General features: G+C 53.8%; 15 protein-coding genes and 1 tRNA gene. 7 read left to right on the top strand and 9 right to left on the bottom strand.

Annotation, left to right across the window (positions count from 1 at the left end; all coding sequences use genetic code 11):
- Positions 1-276 precede the first annotated feature (276 nt).
- The 7 genes from PHD76_14395 to pyrF all read right to left on the bottom strand — a co-directional run bounded on the left by PHD76_14395 (position 277) and on the right by pyrF (position 9,075).
- Positions 277-432 (bottom strand): hypothetical protein, encoded by a 156-nt coding sequence (locus PHD76_14395; GenBank protein MDD5263029.1) that lies wholly within the window; start codon positions 430-432, stop codon positions 277-279.
- 93 nt (positions 433-525) lie between these two features.
- Positions 526-1,323, bottom strand: a complete 798-nt coding sequence (locus PHD76_14390; GenBank protein ID MDD5263028.1) for a hypothetical protein — start codon at positions 1,321-1,323, stop codon at positions 526-528.
- Positions 1,320-1,781 (bottom strand): hypothetical protein, encoded by a 462-nt coding sequence (locus PHD76_14385; GenBank protein MDD5263027.1) that lies wholly within the window; start codon positions 1,779-1,781, stop codon positions 1,320-1,322. Before PHD76_14385 ends, PHD76_14390 begins: the two co-directional genes overlap by 4 nt.
- Positions 1,778-6,700 (bottom strand): DEAD/DEAH box helicase family protein, encoded by a 4,923-nt coding sequence (locus PHD76_14380; protein MDD5263026.1) that lies wholly within the window; start codon positions 6,698-6,700, stop codon positions 1,778-1,780. The genes PHD76_14385 and PHD76_14380 overlap by 4 nt, the downstream gene beginning before the upstream one ends.
- A gap of 75 nt (positions 6,701-6,775) precedes the next feature.
- Positions 6,776-7,369, bottom strand: a complete 594-nt coding sequence (locus PHD76_14375) for a DUF6308 family protein (GenBank protein MDD5263025.1) — start codon at positions 7,367-7,369, stop codon at positions 6,776-6,778.
- A 42-nt stretch (positions 7,370-7,411) separates the two neighbouring features.
- Entirely contained in the window at positions 7,412-8,311 is a 900-nt protein-coding gene (locus PHD76_14370) for a metallophosphoesterase (GenBank protein ID MDD5263024.1), read from the bottom strand.
- Positions 8,312-8,391: 80 nt separating this feature from the next.
- The gene (gene pyrF, locus PHD76_14365; protein MDD5263023.1) at positions 8,392-9,075 is read right to left on the bottom strand and encodes an orotidine-5'-phosphate decarboxylase; all 684 of its coding nucleotides are present in this window, start codon (positions 9,073-9,075) and stop codon (positions 8,392-8,394) included.
- Between the two features lie 76 nt (positions 9,076-9,151).
- Here pyrF and ispE point away from each other — a divergent pair, with 76 nt between their 5' ends.
- The 6 genes from ispE (at position 9,152) to PHD76_14335 (ending at position 12,708) form a co-directional block, all read left to right on the top strand.
- On the top strand, positions 9,152-10,036 hold the full coding sequence (gene ispE / locus PHD76_14360; protein MDD5263022.1) for a 4-(cytidine 5'-diphospho)-2-C-methyl-D-erythritol kinase: 885 nt from the start codon (positions 9,152-9,154) through the stop codon (positions 10,034-10,036).
- A complete protein-coding gene (locus PHD76_14355; protein ID MDD5263021.1) occupies positions 10,017-10,715 on the top strand; it encodes a hypothetical protein in 699 nt (232 codons plus the stop codon). Before ispE ends, PHD76_14355 begins: the two co-directional genes overlap by 20 nt.
- A complete protein-coding gene (locus PHD76_14350; GenBank protein MDD5263020.1) occupies positions 10,712-11,446 on the top strand; it encodes a hypothetical protein in 735 nt (244 codons plus the stop codon). The genes PHD76_14355 and PHD76_14350 overlap by 4 nt, the downstream gene beginning before the upstream one ends.
- A gap of 30 nt (positions 11,447-11,476) precedes the next feature.
- Positions 11,477-12,130: a hypothetical protein gene (locus PHD76_14345; protein ID MDD5263019.1), complete on the top strand. Its 654-nt coding sequence runs from the start codon at positions 11,477-11,479 to the stop codon at positions 12,128-12,130.
- 149 nt (positions 12,131-12,279) lie between these two features.
- Positions 12,280-12,510, top strand: coding sequence for a PUR family DNA/RNA-binding protein (locus PHD76_14340; protein MDD5263018.1), 231 nt, complete (start codon positions 12,280-12,282; stop codon positions 12,508-12,510).
- A gap of 124 nt (positions 12,511-12,634) precedes the next feature.
- Positions 12,635-12,708, top strand: a tRNA-Pro gene (locus PHD76_14335).
- Positions 12,709-12,880: 172 nt separating this feature from the next.
- Here PHD76_14335 and PHD76_14330 read toward each other — a convergent pair.
- Positions 12,881-13,399: a hypothetical protein gene (locus tag PHD76_14330; GenBank protein ID MDD5263017.1), complete on the bottom strand. Its 519-nt coding sequence runs from the start codon at positions 13,397-13,399 to the stop codon at positions 12,881-12,883.
- Positions 13,400-13,428: 29 nt separating this feature from the next.
- On the opposite strand from PHD76_14330, the gene PHD76_14325 reads away from it, so the two are divergent.
- Positions 13,429-13,635 (top strand): hypothetical protein, encoded by a 207-nt coding sequence (locus PHD76_14325; GenBank protein MDD5263016.1) that lies wholly within the window; start codon positions 13,429-13,431, stop codon positions 13,633-13,635.
- Here the strand turns inward: PHD76_14325 and PHD76_14320 are convergent.
- On the bottom strand, positions 13,632-14,411 hold a 780-nt coding region (locus PHD76_14320), incomplete at its 5' end, for a DNA adenine methylase (protein ID MDD5263015.1). The genes PHD76_14325 and PHD76_14320 overlap by 4 nt on opposite strands.

Here is a 14,411-nt window from a genome sequence, read left to right as displayed (position 1 = left end):
AGCAGTTGGAATCCATTCAGATTTAGGCCCGCTCGAAAAATTCAGTTTTTGAGCGCGCATGGGGTGTGTTCCGAGATTTATGACACGTAGGAACCAAAAAGTGGACAAATAGATCGCGAACCTACACGAGTTTGATTCAAGATCTGGACACTTCCATGCTTTCACTGCGTGAAAGGTGGTAGGTGATCTTCATGAGCAAAAGATAAAATCCGTTTTGGGTAAAGGAGGCGATTCTCAGATTATTGTTAGCGGCTTTCTGAACCGCCTGCTGAAAGCTCACGCCTCAAATTCCGCCCAGGTAAATTCGTCCAGTGATTGGCGTTCCCAATCCTTCATGGGACGAGAACCCGCCAAGACAGCCTCTGCCAAGGACATCCAACCAAGCGATGATTCCATATCTCTTGAAAAGGAAGAAGGGATCAGTTGATTCATGCATCGGCGATTCATGGTCTTGATCCTTTATTATTTCCGTTCATTTAACGCTGGCAAGGATTTTACAATCTTCATCGTCTCCAGGCGAACCAGTTACCCCAATCCCGCCATCTCTATGGCTTGCTCGATTTGAGCCGCTTCATGGTAGGGACAGAAAACATCACAAACGCTTTTCCCGATTTTTAACGCAGTGTCATCCATTTCCTGCCTGTCTGCGTCATAAACCATCGCCCGCACCAGTTGGGGTTGCTTGCCCTTTAAGTCCGTCCAGCGCCAGCCCCATTGCTCCATATAGGGCAGCAACGCTTTTTTTCTGGAAACCACCTGCAACGCCAGTCCTCTGGTTCCTCTGAGAAAGTAATCCACTTTGATTTTTTTCTCCAGTTGCCCCTCCAAGACTGCAAACCGAATCGGCTGAAGCTGGTGCTCCTGAAAAATATTCTCCACCACGCGGGCCGCCACATTCTCCTCTGGGGAGGAAGGATCATGCCTGTAAGTCAGGTGGGCGACGCTGACCAGCGCCTCGCCGAAAATCTGCAGATCAATCGCTTGAGGAGGCAGGCTGATCCGTTTTTGGATCTCAAATCCGTCCCGCTCCAATTCATACACAGCCAGCCGTTCATCCAACAGGTCGCCGGTGCTCTCCGATTCGATATTCAGCCCTTCTGACATGAGCCGGGATAAAATCCGGCCATGATCGGAGAGGATTCCCTGGGTGGGGCTTATATATTCCACATTCACAACCACCTGAAGGCCGTCCGGCAACATCAAGGGCAACGCCAGGACAAGGCCGTTGTCCTGGGATTCGATTTCCAGCATCTCTCCCCAAAACCGGGTGAGATTCTCGCGGACGGAGTGGGTAAGGTCTTGAATGGTGACAGGGTTAATCATAGCAGCTCCTTTTCAAAGTCGAGGCGGATATTCCATTTTTCACAAGCATAACGCAGAAAACGGGTTAAATCCGATGGTTGGCAATCCGAAAGCGGAACATGCCTGTTGTGGTTGAGATCACTTTTGGGCAAAGCCCAATCCAGGATATTTTCATGCCATCCTTTTTCGATGTAGTTTTTGTAAAATTTCCTTTGCCGTGTCGGCGAATAGCCGATGCCGCGCACGCGCGGGCCGGAAATCAACAGGGCGGCTTCATACGTTTTCGGATCGGAGGCAATCCCCGCCGTCACCACCAGACGGATGTCCGCAAAATTTCCATCCGCAAGGTCCAGTCGTATTTCCAACTTCCTGCCTTTGGCTCCGTGATTTTTGAAATCAACCGCCTGCCCCTCCTGCAGACATTTCACCGCTTGAACGATCTCCTGAATGCGATGGGCAGATAGAAAATGGGGTTTCATGCCGCAACTTTTTCATTCAAGGCAGGCAGCGACTTCACAATCTTCAACGTCTCCAGGCTGACGCGGGTAATGCGTTTGAGCAGGTTCACGAGGTAGGTGGGGTCTTTGTGCTCGGTCATCCAGTCGTTGGGGTCGTTGCGGATGCCGCTGTCTTTGTCCACGGTGATTTGATACCGTTCCATGACCCATTCCAGAGCAGGCTTGCCATTGACAACATATTCGTAAGCCTCCGGTGGAATGCCTGCCAGTGTGAGGTGGCTGTTATATATGATGGTGGTTTTATCCACGGCCTTGTCTTTCCGGCCAAAGATCATTTTCTGAACCTGGTAATGCTTCTGCGGGACGAGGGTGAGCTCGCTTTTGTGCTCGGTCAGCGGATAGGGCTCGATGGTTTCGTAGTTCAAGTGCCACCGGGCGAGATCACGCCCGGCCTGGCTGAATTTCCAGAAGTCGGAGGTCTCCTTTGTGAACGGGATGCGGGGGAGCATTTTCTTCAGGTCTGAGGCAAAGCGGGTTTTGTATTCCTCGGAATGCAATATGCCGTACACATAATAGAAGATGTCCTCTTTCGTGATTCTGGCTTCATAGGCCGAGCGGAAATCCGTGAGAATGGCGTCGCTTATGGCGTCTCGGCGGCGGTAGCCGTCAATCAACTCACCTTCTTGATGGCGGCTGATGAGTTCGCCTTCCTGCGGTTCCTCTTTTTCGTAGAGATAGAGAGGGAAGCATTGGCTTTTGGAAATTAGTTCAAGGTCAGGCAACGTGCTTGAAATAAGAGCGCTGAAATCTTTTGTCGCGCCTATTCCTGTGACACAAATCGCCAAATTCTGCAAGCCAGCCTTGGGGAAGATTTTGGGGATTTGGTAAATCATGTCGTTGAAATACTTGTCCGTATAAAGAGTCTGTTTGCAGTAGGGGCGATAAATAGACCTACGAACGGAATCAGGATTAAATTGATGCGGAACGCCTCGACTGAGGTCATTCTTCAGACCACGGGACCATGAGATTTTCTTTGCATCCGTATCAATAAATTTTTCGGCTAATTCTGGAAGTTCGGCTTTAAGTTTTCCGGCGCCGATTTTGGCGAAACCTTCGACCTGTTCGTTATAGAAATCAATCATGCGCCGCATATTCGCGGTCAGCGCCGTTTTGGAAAAATTGTAGCACCAATTATCTCGATTGGTTTTAACGCCGCTGGAATAATTCTCAAAAAACACCTTTGAGTTCTCATCTTTCTTATCCCCCAATGAAACAAACGTCTCAAAAACCTCGTCGCGCTGGTTGATCCAGTCGTGGTTGGCGTTGGGTTGGAGGCTCTCCCATCTCCTTTCCTGGTGGAGGCCGTTAATGCTTTGAAATTTCGTGATGATTTCCAGTTTTTCTTCGCGGCTGAGATAATCGCCTATGTCGTGGTAGAATAGCTCGCAGGGGCCTTTTTTCTCCGGGTTTTTGATGAAAACTGAGATAGCGATGCTGGCGCGGCTTCCCGAACCAAATATTTTGCCGCCCTCCATGCGTGAGGTTTCACCGGATGTGCGTTGGTTGCCTCTGAGGTTAAAGACGTAGATGGTGGAAAATTCCTCAGCGAGACAGGCACGGACACCTTCCATTGCATTGCCGTCAATAAACGAACCATTGCTGACAAAGCTAACAATTCCCCTATCCGCTATGCGGTCGCTGGCCCAGCGCAGGGCGCGAATGTAGCTGTCGTAGAGGCTGTTTTTATTGGTTGCGGTGGAACGCTCGGCATAGGTGGAACGGATGCGTTCGTCGAGCTGCGGATACTTGAGATTTTTATTGCCATCATTCTCGCTGGTCTGCCCGGAAGAATAGGGCGGGTTCGCAATAACAACCCGTATCGGGCTGGCTTTCTGGCGTTTCACCCGCTGGTTGTTTTCGGGGAACATTTTTTCGTCCATCTCGTTTTTGCTTTCCGAGATTTGGAACGTATCGGTCAGAACGATGCCCTGAAATGGAACGTAGCCATTTTCAGCTTTGGATTTCGGATTTTTGTAATGCAATTGCCCGGTCTGTTCGCGCAGGAGGGCGTGGAAGGTTTCTTCGATGTTGATGGCGGCAATATAATAGGCGAGTAGGATGATTTCGTTGGCGTGAAGTTCGTTCTGATATTTTCGCAGCAGATCGGCAGGCTGGATGTGGCCGCTCTGGAGCAGTCGAACGAGAAAAGTGCCGGTACCGGTGAAAGGATCGATGATGTGGACGTCTTTGTCTCCGAGACTGGAGCGGAACTCATGTTTGAGGACATCGTTCACACTATGAATGATGAAATCCACAACTTCCACGGGGGTATAGACGATGCCAAGGCGTTCGGCCATTTTCGGGAAGGCAGTGCGGAAGAAGGTGTCGTACAGCTCGATGACAATGCGCTGTTTGCCTTGGGCGTTGTCGATGCCGGTGGCGCGTTCTTTGACGCTGGCATAGAATTTTTCCAGCGTGGCGGTTTCTTTTTCCAACGCCTGATCCTCAAGGGTGTTGAGCATCTTCTGCATGGCGAGGGAAACTGGGTTGTTCTGGGTAAAGGAGTAATTATCGAAAAGGGCGTCGAAGACAGGGCGGGTGATGAGATGCTGGGAAAGCATCTCGATGGCATCGTCCTCTGAAATACTCGGATTAATGTTTTGACGGAGCCCTTGGAGAAATTCAGCAAAAGCCCTCTTGTGACGCGGCTCGCCGCTTTCGAGCAGGGCTTTGATGCGGGTGATGTGGCGCTCGGCAATGACGGCGACATCTTTGGCCCAACTTTCCCAATAACGGCGGTCGCCGCATTTGAGAACGATCCGGGCATAAATGGCGTCTTTCCATTCTTCGAGGTGCGGAAAGAGGAAAGCGCCTTGGATTTCCTGCACATTGGGCTTGCTGTCACCGTCGTTAGGCTGGCCGGGCTCGTTGCCGCCGACGCCGATGATCTGGATGGCGTCGGGACGTTTTTTATTGAGTTCGATCTGGTTGACGGTGGCGTTGAACCGGTCGTCATGCGCACGGAGGGCTTGGAGCACCTGCCAGACAACTTTATATTTTTCGTTGTCCTTGAGTGCTTCTTCCGGCGCCATGTCGGCGGGAATGCCAACCGGGAGGATGATGTAGCCGTATTGCTTGCCCTCGGCCCGGCGCATGACGCGGCCTACGGACTGGACGACATCCACAATGGAGTTGCGCGGGTTCAGGAATATGACTGCGTCCAAAGCCGGAACATCAACGCCTTCGGAGAGGCAGCGGGCATTGGAAAGTATGCGGCAGGTGTTTTCCGTGGACTCTGCCTTGAGCCAATCCAAGAGTTCGTTGCGTTTGAGGGCATTGTAAGTGCCGTCCACATGATCCAGTTCGCAGTGGAGGAGATCGTCTTCGTCGGGATGTGTTTCACGATAGGCTTCGATGATCTGGCCAAATTGCCGGACGAATGCCTTGGAACCTGCAATGGAACGGGAGAAGGCGACGGCGCGGCGCATGTGGGCGGTGTCGCCCTGGAGGTCGGTGTTCGGCGCGGTGCTGCGGTCGAGGCGTTTGGCCAGACCGTTCCAGCAACCGGTGATTTTGACGGCGTCTTCGAGATTGAGTTCGTTGTTGGCGTCGGCGATTTGGCGTTGAAACGTTTTGGTGACGTATTTTTCATCCACAGCCAGAACGAGGACTTTGTAATCGGAAAGCAGATTTCTGCTGACGGCTTCACCAAAGCCGAGTCGGTGGAATTCTTCGCCAAAGACAGCAGGGTCGTCCATCGAACAAAGTTCAGCCGCAGCGTCCTTGGCTTTAACCTTGGTGTCGTCGCTGTAAATACGCGGGGTGGCAGTCATGTAGAGGCGTTTTTTGCCTCGGATGAAGGTAGCGTCGTGAATTTTGATGAAGTGGCTTTCGTCTTCGCCGCTCAGGGTGACGCCGGTGGTGCGGTGGGCTTCGTCGCAGATGATGAGATCAAATTCCGGCAGTCCGGCCTTTTGAGCCTCCGAAACGGCGAGAATGGATTGATAGGTCGAGAAAACCACCGTCATGCCCTTTGCAGCTCCTTTTTTGGCCGCAATGGCATGGATGCCTTTATATTGGCGGAGGATTTGCTGGGCTGATGTGGTTGCTGGGAATGCCAGATCGCAGGTGGTAATGTCCGCGCTTTCCGTTTCGTTTTTGGATGGCTTGGTGACTTTTTTCCCGACTTTGGTATCGGAGCAGACGGCCATGCTGTGGAGGATAAGATCGGATTCGGCGGTCCATTCGCGCAAGCTTTGGGAAAGGAGTGACAACGACGGCACCAGGAAAAGGACGTGTCCCTGTGGGGCCATCCGCTCGGCTAATTTCAGCGCGGTGAAGGTTTTGCCTGTACCGCACGCCATAATGAGCTTGCCCCGGTCGGCTGTCGTAAAGCCTGAAACGATATTCTGGAGGGCGTTCTTTTGGTGGTCGCGGATTTGTTTCTTTGCCCGGAGCTGGAGGTCTTGCGGGCGCGTGAGACTGAACTTTGACCAATCCACCGGACTGGCGTCGAGGTCCTGGACACGGAGCCGGATGACCGGCTTGGACTGGTTGGCAAGAGCATCCTCGGCGTTTTTTCCCCACTTGTCCGTCGTGGAAACGATCATGCAGGAGGTGAAAGGTTCCTTCCCTGCGGCGGTGAAGAAAGAATCGATGTCGGCTTTGGAGAGCGTGTGGTCTGGGAGGTAGAATTTGCACTGAATGGCGCAAAACTCGCCGGTGGCCCGTTCCTTGGCCACGAGGTCAATGCCCACGTCGCCTACGTTTCCCTTGCCGGGCCATTCGTTCCACATCCAAACGTCGGAGAAGCGGTCGGCGTAAAGGGGGTCCAGTTCGAGGTAACGGCAGATGAGGCGTTCAAACCGATCCCCCAAATCCCGCTTGGATGTTGCCGCCTCCCGGAATTCTTCGAGGATGTCGTGGATGGTGTGCTTCATCTAAAAATGCTGCATGTACTATGTGCATGCAGTCTTTAAAGCGTAAAGCCTAAAGGGGTTGAGATTGTTTTACCCTTATGGTGGCAGAAAAAGCATAAGTTCGATCAACCGCATATCCTCCATGTGGTAAGAATAACCTGCTGTAGCCAGACGTCCGCGCATAGCCTGGCAGGTTTGCTGAGCTGTCTCGTTTTTCATGAATTGGCGACACGCCTGCGTGAACTCATGGTAGTTGTTAGCTGCCCTCGTTCCGTTTGGAGGCCGTTTCCAGACCTTGGCAACTTTACCATCCCAAATGGGGTAATTGGCAGGATCGAGAAAGTGAAGAATTTTGGATGCTGCAACCACCGAATTGCCGTTGATCGTTTGGAATGTCGATGCCAGTAGTGTGATGTTGTCCACCGAAGCATCCGCGCCTTGTAAGATTGAATTTATGTCGTCGAGTGCGGTGTTGATTTTTTGCATATCGATGCGGATTTGCGTTGGCATCCAACCAAAAACCGCGTGGGCCACCAGGATCAGCTTACTGCGATCCAGAGGTAGCAACGCCTGAATTGACCCCAAAAGTTCGGGATACGTTTCGAGGTAGCGGTCATTCTGTGGGATCTGGCGCGTGCAGGCCAACAGCTCTAACCGTCGAATCTGGTGTTCAAACCGCAATTGGCGCATATTGGATTTTGGTTCAGTGCCTTAACTGCGTTGCGATAAGCTTCAACTCCGCCACGCAAATTCCTTCACCTGTCCGTGCGCGGGATGGGTTTTGTCGAGCGCGCTTAATTGCAGTCGCAGCCCCGATTCCAGCAGGGTGGCATGCACCCAGCCGTTGGGCTGCTCCTTGCTGAACACGTAGGCAACCGCCGGGAGATTGATCAGGTGGATGCCCTCGTGTTCCGCAAATGCCCACGCATGGGAATGGCCAAAGATGTAAGCCTTCACCTGCCTGCGGGGCGCCAGCAACGCGAGGAATGCATCCGTATCCTGTAGGCTGCCTTTGCCGTAAAGCGTGTGATGGCCGCAAATGATGGCGGGTTTGTCCTTGTTCGCGTCGAGTTGTTTCGCAAGCCAGTCGAGCTGCGCCCGGCCGAACAATCCCGGTGACATGTTCACCTGGTCGAGCGAATCCAGCATGAACCAGTTTGCCCTCGCCGTTTGCAGCACTGAGACGTAGCGGTTTTCCACCGGATGCGGATGTTTGCCCGCGCCGGGGATGCTGCTGATGAAATGTTCGCGATGGTCGTGGTTGCCCAGCGTGAGATCAATCGGCATGCCCGACTTGCGCGCCGGTTCGATGAGGCTGAGAAACTGGGTGTAATCCGCGAGTTCGCCGCTGTGATGCGCGCAATCCCCGTCGATGAACATGTGCGCGGGGCGTTTGGAAAGAGCCAGGATCTCCTTCACGACGGCTTTTAGATTTTCCGTCATCACGACTCCGCGATCTTCTTTGAGCGGGTCGGCGTTAATATGCACATCAGATAGAAGTGCCCAGGTGTGCGGGTCAGGCGCTGTTTCCGCGGCAGAGAGACGCCTGTCTCCCAAGGCCAGCGCGGTCCCGGCAAAAATCGATGTACGCAAAAACGCGCGGCGTGTCAGCGGGGGCAGATGGATCGGCATGACTGCAAAATAATGCTCGGCATTTCGCCAAACGCAATCCTGCGTTAACGTCTAGCTTGACAAAACTATGGAATTTGATGCTAAGACGCCAGCAAATCGCTAAGCACTTTATCGGGATCGGCTGATTTCAGGATCGGGCGGCCGATCACGACATGGTTGCTGCCGGAAAGGATGGCTTGCTGCGGTGTGGCAATGCGGGTTTGGTCGTCCGGTTCCGAGCCTTCGGGGCGTACGCCCGGCGTGACCAGGCAAAGATCCGGCCCCAGTTGCTTGCGGAGCAGGGAAACTTCCCGCGGGGAGCAAACCAGTCCGTGCAGGCCCGAATCCTGAGCCAAGCGGGCAAGGTTTATGACTTCACCGGATACTGTATGGTCAAAACCCATCGCGCGGAGGTCGTCATCATCGAGATGGGTCAGGATTGTCACGCCAAGCAGTGTGGTTTGCGGATGGCCTGCGGCGGCCTCCACGGCGGCGTTCATCATGCTTTTGCCGCCCAGGGTGTGAATGGTGAGAAAATGAATATCGAGTTGGCAGAGGGATTCCACGGTTTTGGCCACGGTGTTGGGAATGTCGTGCAATTTAAGGTCCAGGAAGACCTTGGCCCCGCGTTGGCGGATCTTGCGCACAAGCTCGGGGCCGTGGGACGTGAACAATTGAAGGCCGATTTTAAAATAGCCGATGCGGCCTGAAAATCGTTCCACCCATGAAAATGCTTCCTTTGAGTCATAGACATCCAGGGCAAGAATCAGATTCTCGGGGTTCATGGAGAGTTTTGGGTTTTCAGTTTTTGGAATTTGGTTCTAATGTGGCCATTCTGCCCATTCCGCTGTGAATAGTAAAATGAAAGTTCGTTGTCCTGCCAAAATTAATCTGTATCTCCGCATCCTCGGCAAGCGGCCGGACGGATTTCATGAATTGGAGACCTTGATGTGCCCGGTTTCCCTGTTTGATGAGATGGAACTGGAACGGGCGGACGGCGGCGTCGAGCTCCGGGTGGAGGGGGCGGATATTCCGGCGGGAGATGATAATTTGGTTGTTCGCGCGGCCCGGCTGCTTCAGGAATTTTCCGGGAAATCGCATGGAGCCAGGATTTTTCTTAGGAAGGCGATTCCGGTTGGAGGCGGGTTGGCTGGGGGCAGCAGCAATGCGGCGCTTGCCCTGCTGGCGTTGAACCGGCTGTGGGATTGCGGGTTGCCGATGGAAAAACTGGAACAGGCGGCTGCCTCGATGGGTAGTGACATTAATTTCTTTTTGTACCGAAAACCTGCAATTTGCCGCGGCCGCGGCGAACAGGTTGAGCCGGTGGAATTATCCCGGCCTCTGGCGGGATTGCTCGTCAATCCTGGGTTTGGCGTGCCGACACCCTGGGCGTACAAGACGTATGCGGCGAACCCGCGAAAAGGGGAACTGGGGCGGTTGCTGCTGCAGTCCAGGGCGGGGAAGGGCGCGGCCTGGCAGGAATTCAGGTTGCAGAATGACCTTGAGCCCGCAGTGTTTGATAAATACCTGTGGATCCGGGAAGCCGGAAGATGGCTGGCCCGGCAGAATGATGTGCTGGATTCGATGATGAGCGGCAGCGGCGCGACGGTGTTCGCACTGCTGGAAAACAAGGTTCAGGCTGAATGTGTGGCGGCAAAGGCCCGGGATTATTTTGGAGCGAGGACTTGGATTCAACCTGTGGACCTGCTAACGAAAGGTTGGAATTATGAATTCCTATCTGATTGAGTTGATTCGCAATGATGCGCTGCCGCAGCGCAACTGCATGCTCACGGTTTTTGATCCCAATGGCGACAGCGGGTTTCTCTATTTCAAGGATGCGCAGTTGATCGAGGTTAATGTGGGTAAAGTGTGGGGTATCAAAGCGTTGGAGCAAATATTCTCGTGGCAAATCAGCACCTACACGGTCGGTGAACTTCCGGTGGGCATCAAGCGCACCCTTTGGGAGCCCCTGGACAAACTGATCGAACCGTTTGCGGGAACAGGCGCCGCTGCGGGGCTGATGGAAGTGGTGCGGCAACTGCCGGATGAGACAGGGGGTCCGGCATCCGTCCCCGAACCGCGCCAGGCAGATCCGATGGGGGCACTTGTGCAGAAATTGTGCGTGCAGCCCGGATTCCTCGCCGTTTACCGCGAGGAAAAGGATGGAATCCGGCTGTTGGCTGGAAACTCAACGGTGCCTGCCTTATCACCGGACTGGTTTGCGGATTATTTTAAAAAGTTGGAGGGCCTGGGTGAAAGTCTGGGGGGCGGGCTGCTGTCGGAATGGTACCTCGAGCTGGATCAATGCCGGATCTGGCGTTTCCCAACCTACACCGAGCCGTTGATCATTTTTTCAGACATGGAAGCCGTGCCGGAGGATTTTGAGGATGGCTGCCGCGCCGTACTTACGGGGAATGTCTCATGATTGAATTGCCGGCATTGAACCGCTTGTACGACCTGGAGGAGGTCTCGGCAGCTCTTGTTTTTCGCAATGACGGCAGGGTGGTCGGATTTGCCGCGCCCACGAACTATACGGAGGCCACGATCAACCAGATTGCGATGGCCTTGTGCCAGCCAATGAAACAGGTGGAAATTGCCAGGATCGGCCTGAAAGACTTGCGCGTCACCTATGAGGGATATTCGATCTGGATCAAGCGCTTCGGGGGGGGGAACAATCTCGCGGTGTTCCTTCAACATGGCGCGCATTTCAACCTGCTGCGCCAACCGATCAACCTTGCGGTGCTCAATCTGGAAAAAACAATCGTCCGCGAAAAGCGCAGCGGGAAGGACACGCAACAGACTGCCGCGCTGCTGGCCAAAGCCCGCGAGGCTGAAATGGAGATGCTCACCGTTGAGGGGTATGAGGCAAATGCGGCGTTTGATCAATTGTCCCTCCTGGCGGAATTCTTTTTTGGTCCGGTCGGTACTCAAATGCTGCACAATGGCATCCATGAGGGAAAAATCCCGCTCCCCATTTCCAGCCGCCATGACATGGATCAACTGGTTCAGTTTGCCGCAAAACTGCTTCCCAATGTGGAGCATAAAAAGATGTTTCTTGACGAGGCGGGTGATTTGATGGACCGCATGGAACTTGGCCTGCAGGAAGCAGCCGCAACGCCTGCGCCGGACGCCGCTTCCACGAACGCGAAGGGTTGACGCGGGACGCCGGGCGCCTATCTATTGCACATGGCCAGATTTTGGATCGTATTGTTTGCCGGAGGAGTTCTCTCACTTTTTTGCGACAGGATGGCAATTGCCCAGGACAAACCCGCGGCTGAGGATCCCGGCAATGATGAAAAATTCACAGCCCTGGTGCTCAAGGGATTTGAAAAGGAGAACCAAAATGATTTTGTAGGAGCGCTGGAATTTTACACCCAGGCGCTTGATATTAAAAGCGATTCCGCCACCATCCTGATTCGCAAGGCGTACGTTGTCGCCAAATTGGGACAATACGGGCGTGCCGCGCATGATTTGCGCACGGCTACCGCAGCCCAGCCGATTTCCGTCACCGACTATCTGACGGCGGCTTGGTTGCGCGCAACCTGTCCTTTTCCCAGTCTGCGCGACGGCGTCCTGGCTGTCGCCTATGCGCAGAAGGCTTTGAAAGAACAGCCCTCGCCGGAAGCCTATGACATGCTGGCTGCCGGTTACGCTGAAATGGGCAATTACGGCAAAGCCCAGGATAACATCCGGACGGCCATCAAATTATTTCCGGACTCGCCTCGCATTGCTGCCCTGAAACAACGCCTGGCCCTCTATCAAAGCCACAAGCCTTGGAGGGAAGTTTGGGGTGAGGACGAAAGGAAGCAGGATGTGGAGCTGCAGCGTTCCGGGAATTGAGCTTGTTTTTACATCTTTAACGTAAAAACAAGACGTTCCCGCTATAAAAAATAATTGTGGATAACTTCCATTTTCGCTTGCACCTCAATTGACATCGCGTCTCATTCCGACTCCCATAGTGCCAACAACAGCAAATGGGGGTCATTCATATGGATCATACGTTGAAAACCGAAAGAGTTGGAGTGGAAAGAAAGCAGTTTCAGTTCGACTTGAAAGAGAACGAACGCGGACGCTTTCTGAAAATTACCGAGGATGTGAATGGTCGACGGGATACCATCATTATTCCGGCACCGGGTTTGGTGGAATTCGCCGAAATCCTGGAAAATATGATCGAGTTTGATGAGGCACTTGAGCCTCAGGCTGTCGAAGCCTTCGATTAGCGAATCGAGGCCACGCAGGTCAAAAAAGGGGAAAGTCTTTTCCAGTTTCCCCATATCGCATAAAAGAAAACCAAAAGGGAAGGTTGTCTTCCTCCTGCGGAATGCGTAGGATATCGGTTTTCAGCGGAGCGTGGCTCAGCTTGGTAGAGCACCTGGTTTGGGACCAGGGGGTCGCAGGTTCAAATCCTGTCGCTCCGATTTTTTCCAAGGAATGGTGAGTCTTGCCAGCGATTTTGATACGATGCGGAATTAGCCGAAAATAAGCGTTAAGTAGCTTATTTTAAGGCAGATAGACGAGTCAAAAACCCAAAAACCAGTTTGATACGAATCGGGGCCGGATCGACCAGTTTGACAGGGGTTTGATACTTTTTCACGGGCCTTGACGGCTGTCTGCAACTCCCTTGCATGAGGCAAACAGATCGGGTTCCTTGGCCTTTTTTGCAGCCACGCGGCGGCGCGGACGCCCAGCCCGCAGCAACTGGTTCAACTCTGCCAGCCTTTGGCAGGAAGAATTTTCGACCGGACGATCTACACACGCTTGAAGCGTGGACAGCGCCTTCTCAACCTGATTCCGCGCGGCCTTGCCTTCGTTATAGTACCTCTCGCCTTGGTACCGCATGTGCTGCTGGACGGTGTGCAGCAGGTATGCACCAAAGCATTTGATCGCGCCGGTATCGCCATGCCGTTTTATCTCAGTGATGATGTCCATGAGGACGGCCTGCAGCCGGTGGGCAGACAACGCGACGCCGCGCTCCTGGAGCCAGACGGCGGGCGTGGTGATGGCGAGCTTCAACAGCCGCTGTTCCTGAAAAAACCGCTTCGGATCGTCAGGATAGAACTGCATCCTGATGTGGCGCAGCAGGGTTTCCATCAAGTTTTCGGCTGACATAGCTCTAACTCCCGCTTTCCTTGTACCGCATGAGCTGGAAACAAGCCCAAGAGGAGGCCAGAAAATGGCTGGCAAACGTGAAACTACCACCCTTAAAACGAGGCGACGTGGCGCGGTTGCATGAGCACATCGCCTCGCTGCAGTTCGAGGGACACTTCCGCAGGATGGTACTGCGAGCAGTGGAACGGGATCTGAAGAAGAAGGGGTTGGACTGGGACATAACGGAATACGATTAAGCCGGGCTGATGACCAGCTCACGGTACCGGGCTGTTTCCGCCTTGTTGTTGATTCCCCTGGCTCGCTCGACGGATTTGAGTTTGAAGCCTTTAAAAATCGCCCGGATCGACGGGCAATCGTTCAAAGTGACCAGCCAGCGGCCCCGCAACTTCAATAGGACCGCTTTGAGCGCCAACACATCGGTCTCCGTCCAGGCTGAATACATTGTGGCGCTGCACCCGGTGTAGGGCGGATCGAAAAAGAAGAACGAGGAAGGCCGGTCGTAAAGTTCAACGCAACGCTTCCAGTCGAGATGCTCGATGCATACGCGGTCCAAGCGCAGATTCAAGGCCCGGATGCTTTCCATCCGCGAGCTTCTGGACCCATGCGAGGCACCGCCACTGAGCGCGGAAGTGCCGAAGCTGTTGAGATCCGTTGCGCCGAAGCAGTTTTTGTTTCGGAAAAACCACCGGGCTGCGCGCTGGATGTCAGTCAAGCCGGGCTGATGGCGAAAATCGTTGAACTCTTCCCTGCTGTTCAGAACGAACTCCAACTCGGTGAGGAGCACATCTGCGTGGAAGCGGACGCAGCGGTAAAAATTGACCAGGTCGCCGTTGAGATCATTCAAGACTTCGAGCTGAGAGCGCTCCTTGGCCAAGAGCACGGCCAGGCCGCCAGCAAAGGGCTCGCAGTAGCAGGTGTGTTCAGGGACGAGTGGCATGATATGTTTCAGGAGCCGTGATTTTCCTCCGGGCCAGCTCACGGCAGGCTTTGTTCGATAGGGTGCGGTTTGTTG

This window comes from Candidatus Methylacidiphilales bacterium (assembly GCA_028713655.1).
In the GTDB taxonomy this organism is placed as follows: Bacteria; Verrucomicrobiota; Verrucomicrobiia; order Methylacidiphilales; family JAAUTS01; genus JAQTNW01.
This window is presented reverse-complemented; position numbering and strand designations above follow the sequence as displayed.